We start from the raw sequence: 16,403 nt of genomic DNA, 5'->3' as shown, positions 1-16,403 counted from the left end.
GCTGGGTCATGTCGATGCGTGCCAGGGCGGCCTGCGAGTGCCGCAGGATCGCCTCGGTGGCGCCCCAGGCGACCAGGGCGATGGGCCGCTGGCCGGGCGTGGTGGTGCTGTGCTGCGGGGTGCTTACGGTCGTCATGATCGCTAAGCTAGGACCTCAAGTGCGGTTGAGGTCAAGGCTGATTCAGACTGGGACCGGCAGATCACCGCCTGCGTCGCCCGCCTGGGCGCCATCGCCGGCACCGCACCCGACGCACCCGACCTCACCAACCTCGTCGGCAAACTCCTCCTCAAGAGCCCCGACTTCGCGGGCCTGTGGGAACGCTACGAAGTGACCGGACGCAAGCCCGCCCACAAGACCTTCCACCACCCCCAGGTCGGCACGGTCACGCTCACCTCGCAGTCGCTGCACGTGGAAGGCACCCCCGGCCAACGCATCGGCGTCTACACCGCAGAACCCGAAACCCCCGACCACGACGCCCTGCTCCTGCTCGACATGACCGCCCCGCGGCAGGCGGAACGTCCGGCGCCCGCGCCGTGAGATCCCACACCAGCCCAAGAACACCACCACGGGCCCGCACCGCTGGCTCCACCGGTCTGCGCGGGCGCCCCGCTGTCCGCCTAGTCACCCCGGCAGGCACGGTAGATCGGTGTGTGCTGCCCGTCTGCCGCCGGCCTCACCTGACCCGCCGGACGACGTCACCGGTCACTTGTCAAGGTACGCGTTCTCGTGACGTGCCCCTGGTGCTGCTGGTGCGACGTAATGGGTCATGGGATGAAGACAGCGCGTCGGCAGGCCGCCCACCGTCCCTCCCCCACCCACCCCATGACCGTTCGAGGGACCTGAAATGACTCGCAGGATGCCAGGACATTGCTCCTCCCCCATGGCCACGACCGACTCGGCGCCCGGTCGCTCCCCTCCCAGGCTCTGACGCTGCCCCGGGCGCCTCTACAAGGGGCTGCTCGCCAAGGCGACCGATGACCATCTACGAACTTCTCAACGGCGGCGCCACCGGCGCCCTCATTCTCGCCTCCACCATCGCAGGCTCATACGTGCTGCTTGTACTGATCGTGCTGATCAACCCGGACGGCACGAGAGGGACGGCAGCCAGGGACCTCCTGGGGCTGCACCCCTTGTCCAGGAAGAACCAAGACAGCCGGGGCGGCCAGGACACCGACCCGAACACGCTGTGAGACCACCGTCTGCGGCCAGGAGTCACGGCCCGGCGCAGGATCCTGACGAAGGCCGGCGAACCTTCCCTGCCGGAGAGATCACCGCTCCTGGAACCGTTTGCCGCACTGGCGCGGGTGGCTCACGCCGAGCCGCTGCTTCGTCGGCTCCACCCCGTGGCCGGTATGTGGGAGATGTACTTCAGCAGGCGCACGGAGTACCCCTGCACCTGGGACATGCCCTACATCGGCACCCTGAGCGACGGCCGGTGTTACGTCGAAGGACCGAGCCGCAGCAGCCCGCGGATCGCCGAGACGGACAGCGCACGGGCCGCGGTGGCGATAGTCATCGATCACAGCACTCGGGGCACGCCAAGCTCCGGGACCGGGCTCCTCGAGTAGCGGCAGCATGAGCGCCTCTCAGCCTCTCCGGCCTGCCCCGGCCCGCCGGAGCGGACAGGCCGCGCCACCAGACAAACGGCGTGGCCGCCTGCCTCCAGCCCGGTATCTGCAAGATCACTAGCAGCAGCTGGAATACCAGCCCACCAGGGGCGCGGCTCGCGGTGCAGGTGGAGGCGTGGTCTCCTGGACTTGCCCGCTGGAGGACAGACCGATGCGTTTCACCCGGACCTCCGTATTCGCGCCCGCCCGATCGGCCGCGCCGACCGGAGCCGGGGGTGGCCTACTGCACAAGCGGGATCTCGCGGTCGCGTGGTTCCTCGTCGCGCTGATCGCGGTGCCCGCGTGGGTGCTGACGGTCGCCCAGGCCCGGGCCATGGGGGTGGGGCCCGGCACGATGGGGACGGCGCTGCCCCTGTTCTTACTGCTGTGGGTGACGATGATGGCGGCCATGATGCTGCCGTCCATGGCCCCGGTTGCCGTCACCTGGGTACGGGGCATCGGCCGGCAGTCCTCGGGCTGGGCTCGGGCCGTGCGCACGGTGGAGTTCGTGTGCGGTTATCTGCTGGTATGGACCGCCTTCGGTGCGCTGGCGTATGCGGTCCTGGCCGGCACCGGCCGGCTGATCGCCGACCATCCCTCGGCCGGACGCTGGATCGGCTTCACCGCGTTCCTTCTGGCGGGCCTGTATCAGCTGGGACCACTCAAGTACGTGTGCCTGCGACACTGCCGCGCCCCCATGAGCCATCTGATCCGCTACGCCGGCTTCCGGTCGCCGGCGCGTGATCTGCGGGTGGGCGTCCACCACGGTGCCTACTGCGTGGGGTGCTGTGGGGGGCTGATGGTCGTCCTCGTTCCGCTCGGCGTGATGAACGTCGCGGCGATGGCCGGACTCGCTGTGGTGATCTTCGTGGAGAAACTGTGGGCCCGGGGGCCGCTGCTCGCCCGTTTCGTGGGCATCGCCTTCCTCGTCCTGGCAGTGCTCGCGCCGTTCCAGGACTGGCTGCTGCCGGGGCTGCGGGGCTCGATGCCGTCGATGAGCGGTATGTGACTCAGCGGGCCCGTGTCCGCCAGACCGCGCGTCGGCAGCTGAAGAAGCCGGTGCTGGAGGGCGCGGAACAGCACCAGGTAGTTGAACAGCACCAGGTAATTGAACAGCACCGGGTAGTTGAACAGGACGCACAGCCAGGTCGCCGCTGTGGCGTCCCCGGCGAGCTTGACGACGCCCTGATTCACGATCGACACCAGGGTGCCGACGAGGAGTGCGATCGGCACGCACCGGGACAGCGAGGGCCTGGCGAACACCGACGCCACGCGGAGAACACCGTCGTCAGCAGCCGGGGCACCTCGTCGGGGCTCCCGCGCGGCTCCCGCTCAGGCACGTCCCTGGGTGGCTCCTTCGGTCTCCTCACTGCTGAAGACGTAGTCGGCCGTCTCGCCGTACGACGCCTCGTAACTCAGCCCGAACGCATCGGAACGTCCGGTGGCCCTGCCGACCTCGAACTCCGGGGCGAACCCGAACGCAGCGTTCTTGATCGTCGTCGCGCTGCCGTCGGGGCCGGTGAGCGGCTCGTAGGAGAGTTCCGTCCTGCCCTCGACGGTGAAGCCGGCCCGCTCCCCGTCGGTGAGGGACACTTTCGCCCGCTCCATGCCCAGGTACTCGCCGAAGAACTGCGCGAGCTGGCCGAACATGCCGCCTTCCCGGCCGGAGAGGATGCGCTCCAGGGCGCTCGCCTGCTCGTCGCTGGCTCCGGAATCCACCACCAGTCCGACCTTCCAGTTGCCGGAGGACAGGTTGGACGGGAAGTGGTTGTAGAACGCAAAGTCCACACCGGACAGATCCAAGCCGTCGAGGTTCCCGCTGCCTATGTGGAAGACCGCGGTGCCCAGGCATTCGGTGCCGCCCTCGGCGTCCCGGGGCTGGCCGTCGTACGGGCAGCTGCACAGCACTGCGCACGAGCAACCGGCGACATATCTGCCGGATATCGTCCACGACATGGCTGATCCCTTCTCCGAAGGGTGACGGGGGCATCCCCGGGGGTGCCCCCCTGTACTTTTACGCTAGACCTGTCAATGGAGGTGCAAAAGCGTTTCCTGTGGGGCAGCCGGCGGCGGGCCGTGCCAGTGCTCCGCGGCGTCCGCCGCGGATTCCGAACGCTACGTCTTCCACGGCACCGTCACCCTCGCTGCGATCCGACTGTGGCTGCGCTGCTGATCGTCGGGCACCCCTTACTCGCCGGGGTGGCCTTGATGCCCGAGCAGGCCGAGCGCCGTCAGCACAGTGACGCAGAGCGTCATCCAGCCAATGAACGCGCCGCCGCCGTACAGCACCGCACCAGCTACCGGTGCCCCGGCTGCGCACGAAAGCACCCCCGCCACCACCGCCACCAGCAGCGACGACACGAAGGACAAGAGCGCGAGAAGTACCTGAACGGGAAAAGAGAGCCTCACCAGTCGATCCCTTCACGAAGGTGGTCGACCAGTCGGCGGGCAGCCTCAGCTCGACCACCGCTTGCGATGGCCTGCTGAGGCTCTGCGACGATCAGAGACTCATCGTGCTCATTGCTTGTCGAGACCGGAGCACTGTCCCCCATCGGACACGTCGCCAGTGCTCTGTGGCTCTTGAATGAGCAACACGGAGCCTAGCGGGGGGCGTTGAAGATCGCCACCACTCAAGACTGCAAGGCCGGCCGGGTCGACACCGCCCAGCAGAGCGGTCATACACCCATCGGACAGGACCTGGCGACCGCGGAAGAACAGCATCCTCATCACGCTGGCGGGTGCCGGTAGGACGTCCCGACAAAGATCCTTTGGTTGGTATGCCGGACTCGGTGAAAGTCATGAACCATGTGCCGGCGGAGCGGTAAGAATGCAGGTCAGTGAGTGCGCTCCCCGCGCCCGCGGGGGTGATCCCGAGGCGTCGTCGCCCCGGACTCCGAACCACATGGGCGGTGGAGGGCTAGGTCCGTTGGCGGGCGTGGCCGTGGACGGCTCGGACGAAGCCCTCCACCCAGCCGGTGAACCGTCCCCGCTTGGCCGGGTCGTCGCGGTCGTCGATGGTCTCGGCGGTCTCCCCGAGCCGGTACTTCGCCCAATGGTCCAGGACGATGCCGTCGCGGTGCTCCATCCCGCTGACCGGCCCAACCCTACGGCGTCACCGCGCCCCACCAGAGCTCGCCCGCCGAAGGGGGCGTGCAGTCGAGGTGCCCAGTGACCAGACGGCCCCATGTCAGGCGCCACCTAGCTGTTCCTCCCCTGGAGGGACTCGGCCGCTCGCCGCAGAGCCTGGGCGCCGCAGCTTTCCGCCTGCTGTCGTGCTTTCAGGAAATCGTTGCGGGCGCGCTCGGGGCGGCCGGCCAAGGACCAGGCGCGGCCTGCCGTGACAGGGCCCTGGGGATCGGCAGCATCCGCGGCGCGGCGAAACCACTCGGCGGCTTGGTCGACGTCGCCCTGTGCCAGTGTGGCGCTGGTCAGCAGTGCATACCAAAGGGGCCTCACAGGCGCCCCGTGACGCCTTCGAGCTGCTGCGGGTCGGCAACCGGCGATTTGTCGCGGGCACCCCCGAGCACCCGAACCAGGACGCCGCCCGCCGTGCCGAGATCGCCCCGTCCCAGCAGCCCTTCGCCGTGCTGTTCGGCTGCTCCGATTCCCGGCTGGCCGCCGAGATCATCTTCGATCGCGGCCTGGGCGACCTCTTCGTGGTCCGCACCGCAGGCCACGTCATGGGTGCGGAAGTACTGGGCAGCATCGAGTACGGCGTGGAGGTGCTGGGCTGTCCGCTGGTGGTGGTGCTCGGGCACGACTCGTGCGGTGCGGTCGGCGCGGCCTGTGCCGCGCTGGAGGACGGCATGGTGCCGGCGGGGTACATCCGGGACGTCGTCGAGCGGGTGACGCCCAGCGTGCTGGCGGCGCGGGCCGCCGGACGGGTTGAGCCGGACGAAGTCCTCGCCGAACACATAAGCCGCACCGTCGGCCTGCTGCTGGACCGCTCCCGGGTGCTGGCCGAGAAGGTCGCCGTCGGCCAGGCGGCCGTGGTGGGCCTGTGTTACCGCCTGACCGACGGCAGTGCACAGCTCGTCGCGGCCCGCGGCCTCGACGCGGTGGTCCCCGCCGCATCCTGACCGCCGGCGGTGCATGCTCGGTCAGCAGAATGTTCGCCGGCTTGACGTCCCGGTGCAGAATGCCGAGGCGATGGCCGGCCGTCAAAGCGTCGAGGACGGCAAGACCGATGCGTGCGGTTTCCGCGGACGACAGCGGGCCGTTCTCGGCGACCACCTCGGCGAGGTCTTTCGCTCCGGCGACGTACTCCGTCACGATCCAGGGAAGGCCGCCTTCTTCGACGACGTCGTGCACGGTGGCCACGTGCGGATGGCTGCGAAGCCGGGCCGCGTGCCCGGCCTCGACCCGGGCCCGGGCGATCCGGCCGCTCACCTCCCGCTCGGGCATCCCGGCAGGCAGAGCGACCTCCCGTAAATGATCTACGGCATATTGGATGACCTGCACCTTCCTCCGTCACCCGGCGAGGGTCAGTTGGTGCAGGCGGGCAATGCCGAGCGGCCGGCAGCAGCTTGCGGTGGTCAGGGGTCCTTGCCCCCCGTGGGCCGTCTTCTCCCGTCACAGCCGTTTGCGCAGCACCAGCCGCGGGGCGTGTCGGGTCAGCCAGGCGCTTGCCAGGCCGATGGCGGCGCCGACGGCGACGTCGCTGGGGTAGTGGGCTCCGCTTTGCACTCGCTCGACGGCCACCAAGGCGGCAGGCACCGCGCACGCCGCCCCGGCGGCCGGCCACGTGTGCGTGACAGCGGTGGTGAAGGCGACCGCGGCTGCGGTGTGGCCGGAGGGGAACGAGGAGGAGTCGGGGCGGTCGTCGACCTCGTCGTGCGGGAACCATTCCTTGGGCGGTCGGGGCCGGTCGGTGAGCTGCTTGCACAAGCCGTTGGAGACGAGCTGCGCCACCGACAGCGACGCCAGCCCCGCAGCCGCCGCCGTACGGCCCCGCCAGCCGCCGAACGCGGTCATCACCACGGCCGCACCCCACCACAGCTTCGTGCTCTCCGCCGCCTCCTCCACCGCGGAGAGCAGCCTGCCGACATCAGGAGGAACGCGGGTGGCAGCCTGTTGAGTCACGACACGATCGGCTTGGAGCAGCCCCCTCAGCAAACTCATGACCTGCTGGTATCCCCCGAACGGGCAGCTCACACCATGGACCCGGCATCGGTCGTCGCCTGTCGTCCAGGCTGCGCACGTCTTCTCGTCCCACTTGCGGGTCGCGCGACTGGGTGTACGGCTCCTTCTGCGGCGCCAGGCCACCGGAGAGGACGCCCACAAGCGTCTGCTCATTCCGGTGGGTCAGGACGGGCTTGCTCCTGAGGGGTGCGGTTGAAGCAGGCGCGGATACAAGCGGGTGTCCGGCCCGGGTGCGCCGATCCGGTGGCCGGTGCGGCGCGGATGCCGAGGATGAGAACACCTTCGTCCGGCAGGCAAGCTGCCCGGCAGCACCAGGGTGGGCACCGGCTTCGGGTGCCGGTGAGTGGTGACGGCGACGGTCGGAAGCCACGGCACCTCGATTCGCGTGCCTGGTCACCGACCGCGTTCGGGAGCCATCCGGCCGGGCCTGGGTCGGGTGGGCGCCCGCAAGGCGAGGAGGGCGACGTCGTCGTCGTTGGCGACGGGACGAACCCGGCGCAGCAGCTGGTCGGTGAAGGACGCCAGAGGCCGGTGGGCGAGGGCGGCGGCGTGCCGGCGCAGCCGGTGCAGGCCCTCGTCGAGAGTATGGCCAGGTTCTTCGATCAGGCCGTCGGTGTACAGGACCAGGGTCGAGCCGGGCGGCAGCGAGGCGGTGGCGTCTGCGCGGGATGGGCGCACCCCGGCGCCCAGCAGGATGCCGTGGCCGTCCGTCAGGTAGTCGGCCAGGCCGTCGTGGGTGATCAGCAGGGGCGGCGGATGGCCGGCGTTGGTCCAGGACAGTGTCCAGTGGCCGTCGTCGGCTTCCTTCACCCGGACGAAGACCATGGTCGCCATGGCGACGTCGGTGATGTGCATGACCGCCTCATCCAGCCGTTCGACGATCCGGCTGGGGGGTTCCTGCTGGGACCACGCATAGGCGCGCAGCATGTTACGGACCTGGGCCATGCCGGCCGCGGCCTCCAGATCATGACCGACGACATCCCCGACGGCCAGGGCCGTGGCTCCGTCGGGCAGGGTGAAGGCGTCGTACCAGTCGCCGCCGACCTGCGAGGCATCCGGGGCGGGCAGGTAGCGCACCGTCATCTGGAGCCCGGGCACGCGCGGCATCTGGGGCAGGAGGTGGTTCTGCATGGTCTCGGCGACCTTGCGCTGGCGCTGGTAGAGACGGGCATTGTCCAGGGCGAGGCCGGCGCGGCGGGCGATGTCCTCCAGCAGTGGAAGGTCGGCGGTGGCGAAGTCGCCGGGTTGCTTGGCGCGTCCCAGGGTGAGGGCGCCCAAGACCTCGCGGGTGCTGCGGATCGGGGCGATCGCTGCGGAGTGGATGCCGGTGGCGTCGAACAGGCGGCGCTGTTCGACCGCGATGCCGGAATCCGGTGGCCCCTGGTAGGTCTGCGGTCCGGCCAAGGTGGAGGCGACGCCGCGCAGGGCTCTCGACAGCGGCATCGGGGACTCCTCGGGGACCGGCGGCATCGGCCCCAGCAGTTCCTCGTGGTGAACCAGGGTGTTGCCGTCGGCCTGGACGACTGCACTGCGCCACACCTCGTCACGCTCGGTGATCAGGTCGATGACGGCCCAGTCCGCCAGCCGGGGCACCACCAGGGCGACCAGCCGGCGCAGCGCCTCGTCGACATCAAGGGTGGAGGTCAGCTGGGTGGTGGTCTCCGCCAGCAGCGCGAGCCGTTCGAGCTCCGTCAGCTGGGTGGCCGCCGGCTTGGGTTGCGGGTCGGCTGCCTGCGGGCGCCGGGTGTGGAAGAGGACGAGCGTGCCGAGTTCACGGTCGTCGGCTTCGTAGGGGGTGATCAGCCAGGAGACAGGCAGCACAGAGCCGTCCCCGCGTGCGAAGTAGCCGTCCTCTGCCTGTGCGGTGCGCCCGGCATGGTATGCCTGCCGCATGCTGCACCGAGTCCTGGGCACTGGCTGGCCGTGTGCGTCTCGGTGCAGCAGGTCGTGTGCGTCGCGGCCGAGGAAATCCTGCGCGGGCCGGGCCAGCAATTCTCCGGCGCGGGCGTTGACCCCGACAATGCGGCCCTGCTCGTCCACCACGTAGGCGCCGGTCCCGATCACGTCCAGCACTCTGGTCAGCTCACCAGTAGCTGCCAGGGCCTGTTCCCCGCGCGTCTCCGGATGCTCCGGCTCTGCCATCTCCTCATCTCCTTCGCCTACTGACGGCCCACCCGCTCGGGGCGCTCATCGCCCTATCGCATGCCCCACCGCGGATGAATCCAGCATCCCCGTCCTGCCCGCATCCGCTTCCTGCGGTTGTCGTCAGTGCTGCACCAGCAGCGACGCAGCGTCCCCGGCCCACGCGCGAGTGCGGCGGCAAAGACCATTCCAGCGTTTCGCGCCCGCCCGAGCACCCTGGAAGAACGCGGGCGCTGATCTCTGCTGGCACGGGTACAAGGGGCGCATGCCAGAGGTGATGCAAGCAGGTGGTTGGGGATTGCTGGCAGGGTGCGCCCTGCTGCTGGGCGCGGGGTGCGGTTACGCGCTGCGCGTGCCGCAGAAAGTCATCGCGCTGGTGATGGCCTTCGGAGCCGGTGTGCTGCTCTCGGCCGTCTCGTTCGAGCTGATCGGCGAAGCCTACGACCAAGGTGGGCTGGGCCCGGCGGCCGTCGGAACACTGGCCGGCGCAGCGGCCTACACGGTCGGCAATCTGTGGCTGGCGCGCCGTGGCGCCCGCCATCGCAAACGCTCAGGTCACCACCAAAGCCAGACGCAGCCGTCCGAGCGGCAGCAAAGCGGTTCCGGGCTGGCGCTGGCGCTGGGTGCGCTGCTGGACGGCATACCCGAGTCGGCGGTGATCGGCGTCAGCCTGCTCGACGGCGGCGCCGTCAGCCTGGTCACGGTGGCGGCGGTGTTCATCAGCAACGTTCCCGAGGGCCTGTCCAGTTCCGCCGGAATGAAAGAGGCCGGGCGCACCAAGAGCTACATCTTCGGTGTCTGGGGAGCCATCGCCGCGGCCAGCACCCTGTCCGCGGTGCTCGGCTACACCGTGGTCGGCGGCCTTTCCACAGCCGTGGTCGCCGCGGTCACCGCCGTTGCCGCCGGCGCGATCCTGGCCATGATCGCCGACACCATGATCCCCGAAGCATTCCAGGAAGCCCACCTGGCGATAGGACTGGTCACCGTCAGCGGCTTCCTGGTCTCCTTCGCACTGTCCCACGCCTGACACCCGCCCAGGTGTACGAGCCAACGACAGGAGGGCCCGGGCAGGCTCGAACCATGGGTCGGCAGGCAAGGTGACGGCCCCGCCGCCGGGAGCGGGGCCTGGCGAGGCTGTGACAAGCTCAGGGCTGGTGACCCATCACTCGATTCCGAGGGGTCCGATGCCCAGGTCCTCACGCATGATCTGACGCATCTGCGCCATGGCCTTGCGTCGCCGCTCTATCAGGGGGGCGTCGTCGGCCGAGCCGACAGCCACTCCACGGGCATAGGCGTCGCGGATCGCGCGCAGGCAGTGGAACGCCTCGTTCCCTGCCTCCACGACCTGCGGCGGGCCCACGAGCCAGAGACGTTCGCTCGCCGTGTAGATTCCGGTGCCGCGCACGGCCTCTCGCACCGCCGCGTCGCGCGCCGACTCGGACATGTGGTCGCCCAGAGCGACGGCCCGTATCTCCTCACCCGCAGCTTTGAGGGCGGAAACGTACTCCGTGTACACCTCGCGCCGCACTTCCAGCGCGTGCCTGGCGTCCTCCTGCCGCCACCGGTTGCGATCAGCGATCAGAGTGGCTGCGATGCCGATGACGGCACCGGTCAAAGTGGAGAGCAGGGGTGTCCAGTCCATGTGTCGCAGCTTGTCCGAACCGGTGCGCCGGCACCAGTGGCCTTCGCTGCGGACGCGGGCACCGAAGTCCCTGCCGGGTTCTCCGCCGGTGTGTCGCGGGTGCGGTCGGCCATGACTGGTCGCCACGGGATACGACTGTGAGGATGTTGGGGTGCCGCCTTGGGTGGTGGTCTGGCCCGCGATACGACTGGCCCTGGTGCCTTGCGTTTGATCTGCCGGCTGCTGCCTGAGGCGGTGCGTGCTGTCACCGAAACGGTGGGCGTGTCCCGATAGGGGCCTTCGCGACAGGCACCGTCACAGTCCTGACCGCCACACCGTTCCGGCGTCAGCCACCGGCGTTTCCCGAGGCGATCAGGAGAACTTCGCAGCTCGGAGGCTGCCGACCGGTGGACGTGGCTGGTGATCGCCGCCTATGCCCAGCTCCGGCTCGCGCGGCCGCTGGCCGCCGATCTCCGGCGCCCCTGGGAGAAACCGGCTCCGCCGAACAGGCTCACGCCCGCCCGGGTCCGCAGGGGGTTCAGGAACCTGTGCACGAGGACCGGCTCCCCGGCCAGTGCACCGAAACCGTCTCGTCCTGGGCCTGGCCGGCCGCCGGGTTCCCAGAACCGCCACCCGGCCACCCGCCATGACGTGGGCAGAGTCCTTGCCACCGGCGAGGCGTACAGCCGCCCCGCCCACCACAAGAAGGGCACCAGACCCCGGCGCACCAAGGAGCGGCAGACTTGACGGTCTGGGCCATGTGCAGCGGGCACGAGGCCGAAGGAGTTCACGGGGTACGTCGGTGGATCTCAGCTCAGTGATCATCGCTGTCGCAGGCGTCGCAGGAACCCTGGGAGGGGCGCTACTCACCCAGCGCGGCTCCGAACGAGCGAAGCGCCGGGAGATAGAGCTCGTTCGAGACCATGAGGAGGTCCGCGAGAACCGTTCGCTGCGGCGCACTTGCTATGTGGAACTCAACCGGGATGCCCGGCAGTTCACCACCGCACTCAACCGCCACCTGCACGTCATGAGGGAACGCGGCGTGGAGGAGGCCGACAGCGACGCACTCGAGGAGGCGAAGAACGCGCACCGCGATCGATACTCCGAAGCACAGATGATCGCCCCCGAAGAAGTACTCATGCGAGCGAGTGTCGTCAACCAAGCCCTGAACAAGGTCTACGGCCAGGTGAAGCGCCTCGAACGCGGTGCCCCCGAACCAGGCGAAACACTGGAGACCGCGGCCCAGGCCCAGTACGAGGTCTGGGAAATGCTCCGAACTATGAGAACCGCTATGCGCCACGACCTTGGTGTGTCGCATGAAGATTGAGAGCTGGCACTCAGCTCCGTGCGAACTTCTTGTCTGCCTCGACCAGCCAAAAACTGATCGAGGCAGAGGTTAAAACTCAAGCTAAAGGGTGTTGCAGAAGGCTTGGTGGCGGGCGTGTCGGAGTGATGGCTGACCTGCTGTTTCACCCTGCCATGGCGAAGTTGTGCACGGTGGCCACCGCCTGGACGGCGTGGTGAAGCACTTGAACGCTGCTCTGGCAAAGGCCGAGGCGCGTCTGGCGGAGCTTGTAACGACCCGGAAGGTCATTGCGGAACTCGCCCCGACCGGGACCGAATCCGAACCGCCTGAGTTGACCACCGCCTACCAGGTCATCCTGAACGCCTTCAACGCCCACGCCGATCAGGCGTTCCGGATCCGTGATCTACACGAACTCCCCGGCATGCCCACCGACGACCCGACCATGAACGTCACCCGCAGCCGCCTTGGACGCCTCACCCGTCAGGGCTTCCTCACTCAGTCTGGACGCGGCCTCTACCGGAGACGGACTTAACGCCGCTCTTCGCGGGCTGGAATCGGCACGGCCGCCGGCCGCCACTCTCGCCTGATCAGCCCGAACACCCACGAGTCGGATACCTCGCCGTTCACGACGCAGTCCTCCCGCAACGTCCCTTCACGCATGAATCCGATCTTCTCCAGGACCCGGGCAGATGCCACGTTGCGCGTATCGGTCTCGGCCTGAACTCGATTCAGGTCCAGTGTGTCGAATGCCCACTGCAGCAAGGCGTGCGCGGCCTCCGTCGCGTAGCCGTGTCCCCACATCGCTTCGTCGAGGACGTAGCCCAACGACGCGCTGCGGTAGTCCGGGTTCCATCCGGTCAGACCGCACCAGCCGACGAAGGCCCCGTCAGAAGCGCGGTCGATGGCCACCCGCGCCCCGGTGCCTTCGTCCGCCATCTTCCGGCACATGTTGATGAAGCGTTCGGCGCGGGCCCGTTCGTTCCACGGCGGGGAGTCCCAGTAGCGCATCACGTAGGTGCTGCTGTGCAGGGCGAAGAGCAGGTCCGCGTCGGCGTCGGTGAAGGGGCGCAGTCGCAGGCGAGCGGTGTGCAGTATGGGGGTGGCCAAAGTCATGCGCACCATCTTGTGTCCTCATGGGGCGGGCAGAACACCGAATATTCGATACCGGTCCGATCTTCACGACCAAGGCTTCCCCTACCAGCAGATCGTGCACGGCACGACTACTCGGCCCGCCCACCGACGACCCCGACATGCACGTCACCCACAGCCGCCTCGCCCGCGAAGGCTTCCTCACCCAACCCGGACGGTCGGGCCCACCAGGCCACACCCCGCGTACGGGATGTCTCCGCAGCCGGCGGAATGGATACGGAGCCGAACCCAGACCGACCGGTGGCCGGGCCCACGCGGCCCGGCAACCGGTGATGCGTACGGCGCGCTTACGGGGCCATCTCGTACGCGCCGGACAGCGCCTCGACCCGCTGCCAGACCCGCTCCGTACGCGCCTCGTCGACGACCGGCCGCCGGATCGAACCGAGCGCCCAGTCCTGCTGCTGTTCGGTCGCCGAGTCCTTGCCGTGCAGTTCGAGGGCGTGCGCGGAGAAGTCCCGCACGAGGACGGCGAAGAGTTCGTCGAGCACGTCCTCGTCGAGTCCGGTCAGGGCGACCTGCTCCAGGACGAGCTGCCCGTGCACGACGAGAGCGAAGAGCTGACCGACCGCGAGGACGAGGTCGAGGTCGCGGCTCTGCTCCGCATCGGGTGCGGCCGTGGCGACGAACGCGCAGAGTGCGTCGGCCTGTTCGCGGAAGCGGGTCACGTTGGGCAGGTGCGCGTACGCGTCGAAGGCGGGCCGCCAGTCGTGGAAGCGCACCGAGCCGAGGCCGCGCGCCGGCCCCTGCCGGAACAGGAAGTCGTCGTCGGCCGCGTCGAGGCGGGTCGGCACGTCGGGGTACTCGACCGGGTCGAGGAGGTGGCTGCGCATGAACTTCAGGATCAGCGCCAGGTTGACGTGGACCGTACCCTCGAGCTTCGGCAGGCTGCGGATCTCCACGGCAGCCTGGCCGAAGTAGTTGTCCTTCTCGAAGCCCTTGGCGGCGATGACGTCCCACATCAGGTCGATGACCTTCTCCCCCTCCGTGGTCACCTTCATCTTCGTCATCGGGTTGAAGAGCAGGTAGCGGCGGTCGTCCGGTCCGGCGGAACGGAAGTAGTCGACGGCGCGGTCGCTGAAGAACTTCATGCCGACGAGCCTGACGTACGCGTCGGTCAGCTCGCGCCGCACGTGCGGGAAGCTGGTGACGGGGCGGCCGTAGAGGATGCGGGTGTGGGCGTGGGTGACGGCCTCGTACATCGCGTGCTCGCAGATGCCGATCGAGGCGGTGCACAGGTTGAACTTGCCGACGTTGACGGTGTTGAGGGCGGCGTCGAAGGCGGCGCGGCCGGTGTGCAGGACGTCCTCGGCCGCTACCGGATAGTCCTCCAGGCGGAACTCGCTGACGAACTTAGAGGAGTCGACGACGTTCTTGACCAGGTGGTAGGCCGGGTGACGGCTGTCGGCGGCGAAGAACACGTAGCCGTCGGGGCCCTCGACGTCGGTACGACGGCCGAAGACGGAGACGAGTCCGGCGGCGTTGCCGTTGCCGATGTAGTACTTGGAGCCGGTGGCGCGGAAGCCGCCGTTGCCGTCGGGCTCGAGCAGCATGTCGGTGGAGTAGATGTCGGCGCCGTGGGCCTTCTCGGACAGGCCGAACGCGAACACCTCTCCCTGGGCGAGAAGCTCCGCGGCGCGGGCGCGGGCGGCGGCGTTGTCGCTCTGCCAGACCGGGCCGAGACCGAGGATCGTGACCTGCCAGGCGTACCAGTAGTCCAAGCCGTAGAAGCCCAGGATCTCGTTGAGCGCGGCGATCCGGGCGGTGTCCCATCGCTTGTCCGGTTCCTCCTCCCCCGCGGCGGACGACGGGGTCAGGAAGGTGGCGAAGAGGTTTTCCTTCGCTGCGAAGGAGAGGAAGTCACCGAGCCACGCGCGGGTCCGGTAGTCCTCGATCAGCCGCCGCTTCCCGCGCTCCTCGAACCAGTCGACGGTGGCACGCAGCAAGCGGCGCGTCTCGGGGTCGAAGTGCGCGGGGTCGTAAGTGCGCGGGTTGAACAGCAGCTGGTCAGCCATGGTAAGGACGCCTTTCGGCTGGTGTACGGGTGGGAATCGGGAGGTCTGACGGCTGGACTGGCCGGACCGGGAGGACCGGGAGGACCGGCGGAGGGTGGGGCGACGGTCAGCGGTCCGTACCGAACCGGGCCAGCGTGGCGAGCACGTCGTCCAGCCAGTCGATCATCATCCGCTCGTACGCGATGCCGCCGCGCAGTACGACGTGCTGGAGCTCCCGCTCGGCGTCGAGCGGCGCCTGAGGGCCGGCCGCGATCGCCTCCGGCCCCGTGAAGTCCCGCGTCTCTCCTGCGAGATAGTGCGCCAGGCGGTCCCGGTGCGCCTGCCGGTGCCGCTCCACCTCGCGGATCAGGGCGGTCGGGTCGTCGTCGAAGGCGGCGCCCCGGATCTTCACGGCCAGGTCGTGACGGACGCTCTCCGGCTCGATCGGATCATGCAGCCAGGAGGACAGCGCGGCCCGGCCGAGGTCGGCGACGCAGTACTCCTTCTTGTCCGGCCGGCCCTGCTGCGGGACGTCCCGGACGTCGACCCAGCCGTCGTTCTCCATGCGCTTGAGCACGCGGTAGATCTGTTGGTGGGTAGCGGTCCAGAAGTAGCCGATGGACCGCTCGAAGCGCCGGGCCAGCTCGTAGCCGGAACCTGGCTTCTCCAGGAGCGACACCAGGATCGCGTGTTCGAGCGCCATGACGCCGATCATCTTATGCAACTCGTTGCATAGCAAGCCTCGCCCGCTCCGATGCGACGAGGCTCACTTGGCCGGCCATGGCAACGTGGGGGGGGCATCCAGCCGCCGTGTTGAAGCGGGCCATGAGCAGCAGTGCGCTGCCGTCCGTCACCGGCCACAGCAATGCCCGAGCAGGAGACACAGATCCAGGCGATGGTTCGGCACGCTCCAAGGCGGCCGGCGGTAGCCGGTCGTACGGTCCCCGGCACAGCCAGGCAGCGACCGGCGACGACCGGCCGGCCCCCGGCGGACTGGTCGGGACAGGTATCCGGCCGCCGCAACTCGTTGCAACCTGCACAGCTCGGCCGCATGGTTCGCGGCGACGCGGGCAACCGGTGATCACGTCTCGACACTTCGAGAGGAGATCCCCGTGCACAAGGGCAAGTGGATCACAGGCAGCGCCCGCAAGGAGCTGGCCGAAGTCTTCACCAGGGAATACAGCGAGGGGCGATCGATCCGTGCCATAGCCGAGGCTCATGGTCGGTCGTACGGGTTCGTACATAGCGTGCTCACCGAAGCGAGCGTGGCCCTCAGGGCACGGGGAGGCGATGCGCGCACCGGCGCCGCCCAATCGACACGATGACAGCCGCCGCGGTCCCGACGCCTGTCGGAGCCGGCCATCGGTTCGCAGGTCCGCCGGCACGCGAACCGGTGGGCGGGCCCCGGTGGGCGGTCGGCGCGGAGTGCCGCGGTCTCCAAGGC

General features: G+C 69.0%; 17 protein-coding genes and 3 pseudogenes. 10 read left to right on the top strand and 10 right to left on the bottom strand.

Annotated features, from left to right (window positions below):
* Window positions 1-181: 181 nt before the first annotated feature.
* From ACZ7DL_RS37305 to ACZ7DL_RS37290, 4 genes and pseudogenes are all read left to right on the top strand, one after another.
* A pseudogene (locus ACZ7DL_RS37305) lies at window positions 182-538 on the top strand (MmyB family transcriptional regulator); the annotation flags it as partial.
* 437 nt (window positions 539-975) lie between these two features.
* The gene (locus tag ACZ7DL_RS37300) at window positions 976-1,191 is read left to right on the top strand and encodes a hypothetical protein (RefSeq protein ID WP_470781260.1); all 216 of its coding nucleotides are present in this window, start codon (window positions 976-978) and stop codon (window positions 1,189-1,191) included.
* A 9-nt stretch (window positions 1,192-1,200) separates the two neighbouring features.
* Complete coding sequence (locus ACZ7DL_RS37295; RefSeq protein ID WP_470781268.1) at window positions 1,201-1,569, top strand: DUF6193 family natural product biosynthesis protein; 369 nt, start codon at window positions 1,201-1,203, stop codon at window positions 1,567-1,569.
* 211 nt (window positions 1,570-1,780) lie between these two features.
* The gene (locus tag ACZ7DL_RS37290; RefSeq protein ID WP_470781258.1) at window positions 1,781-2,617 is read left to right on the top strand and encodes a DUF2182 domain-containing protein; all 837 of its coding nucleotides are present in this window, start codon (window positions 1,781-1,783) and stop codon (window positions 2,615-2,617) included.
* A 323-nt stretch (window positions 2,618-2,940) separates the two neighbouring features.
* Here ACZ7DL_RS37290 and ACZ7DL_RS37285 read toward each other — a convergent pair whose 3' ends face one another.
* The 3 genes from ACZ7DL_RS37285 to ACZ7DL_RS37275 all read right to left on the bottom strand — a co-directional run bounded on the left by ACZ7DL_RS37285 (window position 2,941) and on the right by ACZ7DL_RS37275 (window position 4,693).
* Window positions 2,941-3,564, bottom strand: coding sequence for a DUF1326 domain-containing protein (locus tag ACZ7DL_RS37285; protein WP_470781256.1), 624 nt, complete (start codon window positions 3,562-3,564; stop codon window positions 2,941-2,943).
* Window positions 3,565-3,795: 231 nt separating this feature from the next.
* On the bottom strand, window positions 3,796-4,017 hold the full coding sequence (locus ACZ7DL_RS37280) for a hypothetical protein (protein ID WP_470781254.1): 222 nt from the start codon (window positions 4,015-4,017) through the stop codon (window positions 3,796-3,798).
* Between the two features lie 508 nt (window positions 4,018-4,525).
* Window positions 4,526-4,693, bottom strand: coding sequence for a hypothetical protein (locus ACZ7DL_RS37275; RefSeq protein ID WP_470781252.1), 168 nt, complete (start codon window positions 4,691-4,693; stop codon window positions 4,526-4,528).
* Between the two features lie 349 nt (window positions 4,694-5,042).
* On the opposite strand from ACZ7DL_RS37275, the gene ACZ7DL_RS37270 reads away from it, so the two are divergent.
* On the top strand, window positions 5,043-5,687 hold the full coding sequence (locus ACZ7DL_RS37270; RefSeq protein ID WP_470781250.1) for a carbonic anhydrase: 645 nt from the start codon (window positions 5,043-5,045) through the stop codon (window positions 5,685-5,687).
* 22 nt (window positions 5,688-5,709) lie between these two features.
* Here the strand turns inward: ACZ7DL_RS37270 and ACZ7DL_RS37265 are convergent.
* The 3 genes and pseudogenes from ACZ7DL_RS37265 to ACZ7DL_RS37255 all read right to left on the bottom strand — a co-directional run.
* A pseudogene (locus tag ACZ7DL_RS37265) lies at window positions 5,710-6,021 on the bottom strand (protein kinase domain-containing protein); the annotation flags it as partial.
* 159 nt (window positions 6,022-6,180) lie between these two features.
* Entirely contained in the window at window positions 6,181-6,690 is a 510-nt protein-coding gene (locus ACZ7DL_RS37260; RefSeq protein WP_470781248.1) for a phosphatase PAP2 family protein, read from the bottom strand.
* Between the two features lie 453 nt (window positions 6,691-7,143).
* Window positions 7,144-8,892: a SpoIIE family protein phosphatase gene (locus ACZ7DL_RS37255; protein WP_470781246.1), complete on the bottom strand. Its 1,749-nt coding sequence runs from the start codon at window positions 8,890-8,892 to the stop codon at window positions 7,144-7,146.
* A gap of 265 nt (window positions 8,893-9,157) precedes the next feature.
* Between ACZ7DL_RS37255 and ACZ7DL_RS37250 the strand changes: the two genes are divergently transcribed.
* Window positions 9,158-9,919, top strand: a complete 762-nt coding sequence (locus tag ACZ7DL_RS37250; protein WP_470781244.1) for a ZIP family metal transporter — start codon at window positions 9,158-9,160, stop codon at window positions 9,917-9,919.
* Between the two features lie 135 nt (window positions 9,920-10,054).
* On the opposite strand, the gene ACZ7DL_RS37245 is transcribed toward ACZ7DL_RS37250, so the two are convergent.
* The gene (locus ACZ7DL_RS37245) at window positions 10,055-10,534 is read right to left on the bottom strand and encodes a hypothetical protein (RefSeq protein ID WP_470781243.1); all 480 of its coding nucleotides are present in this window, start codon (window positions 10,532-10,534) and stop codon (window positions 10,055-10,057) included.
* Between the two features lie 357 nt (window positions 10,535-10,891).
* Here ACZ7DL_RS37245 and ACZ7DL_RS37240 point away from each other — a divergent pair.
* From ACZ7DL_RS37240 to ACZ7DL_RS37230, 3 genes and pseudogenes are all read left to right on the top strand, one after another.
* A pseudogene (locus tag ACZ7DL_RS37240) lies at window positions 10,892-11,260 on the top strand (NF041680 family putative transposase); the annotation flags it as partial.
* Window positions 11,261-11,330: 70 nt separating this feature from the next.
* On the top strand, window positions 11,331-11,840 hold the full coding sequence (locus ACZ7DL_RS37235) for a hypothetical protein (RefSeq protein WP_470781241.1): 510 nt from the start codon (window positions 11,331-11,333) through the stop codon (window positions 11,838-11,840).
* Window positions 11,841-12,030: 190 nt separating this feature from the next.
* Window positions 12,031-12,351, top strand: a complete 321-nt coding sequence (locus tag ACZ7DL_RS37230; protein WP_470781239.1) for a hypothetical protein — start codon at window positions 12,031-12,033, stop codon at window positions 12,349-12,351.
* Here the strand turns inward: ACZ7DL_RS37230 and ACZ7DL_RS37225 are convergent.
* The 3 genes from ACZ7DL_RS37225 to ACZ7DL_RS37215 all read right to left on the bottom strand — a co-directional run bounded on the left by ACZ7DL_RS37225 (window position 12,348) and on the right by ACZ7DL_RS37215 (window position 15,662).
* Complete coding sequence (locus ACZ7DL_RS37225) at window positions 12,348-12,932, bottom strand: GNAT family N-acetyltransferase (RefSeq protein WP_369243607.1); 585 nt, start codon at window positions 12,930-12,932, stop codon at window positions 12,348-12,350. The genes ACZ7DL_RS37230 and ACZ7DL_RS37225 overlap by 4 nt on opposite strands.
* A gap of 323 nt (window positions 12,933-13,255) precedes the next feature.
* Window positions 13,256-14,980: an acyl-CoA dehydrogenase family protein gene (locus tag ACZ7DL_RS37220; protein WP_470781237.1), complete on the bottom strand. Its 1,725-nt coding sequence runs from the start codon at window positions 14,978-14,980 to the stop codon at window positions 13,256-13,258.
* 106 nt (window positions 14,981-15,086) lie between these two features.
* The gene (locus ACZ7DL_RS37215; protein ID WP_470781236.1) at window positions 15,087-15,662 is read right to left on the bottom strand and encodes a PadR family transcriptional regulator; all 576 of its coding nucleotides are present in this window, start codon (window positions 15,660-15,662) and stop codon (window positions 15,087-15,089) included.
* Between the two features lie 409 nt (window positions 15,663-16,071).
* Between ACZ7DL_RS37215 and ACZ7DL_RS37210 the strand changes: the two genes are divergently transcribed.
* Window positions 16,072-16,284 carry a helix-turn-helix domain-containing protein gene (locus ACZ7DL_RS37210; protein WP_470781235.1) on the top strand — a complete coding sequence of 71 codons (213 nt, stop codon included), beginning with the start codon at window positions 16,072-16,074 and terminating at the stop codon, window positions 16,282-16,284.
* The last annotated feature ends 119 nt before the right edge of the window (window positions 16,285-16,403 follow it).

This window comes from Streptomyces sp. NPDC036984, from assembly GCF_055607665.1.
This window is presented reverse-complemented; position numbering and strand designations above follow the sequence as displayed.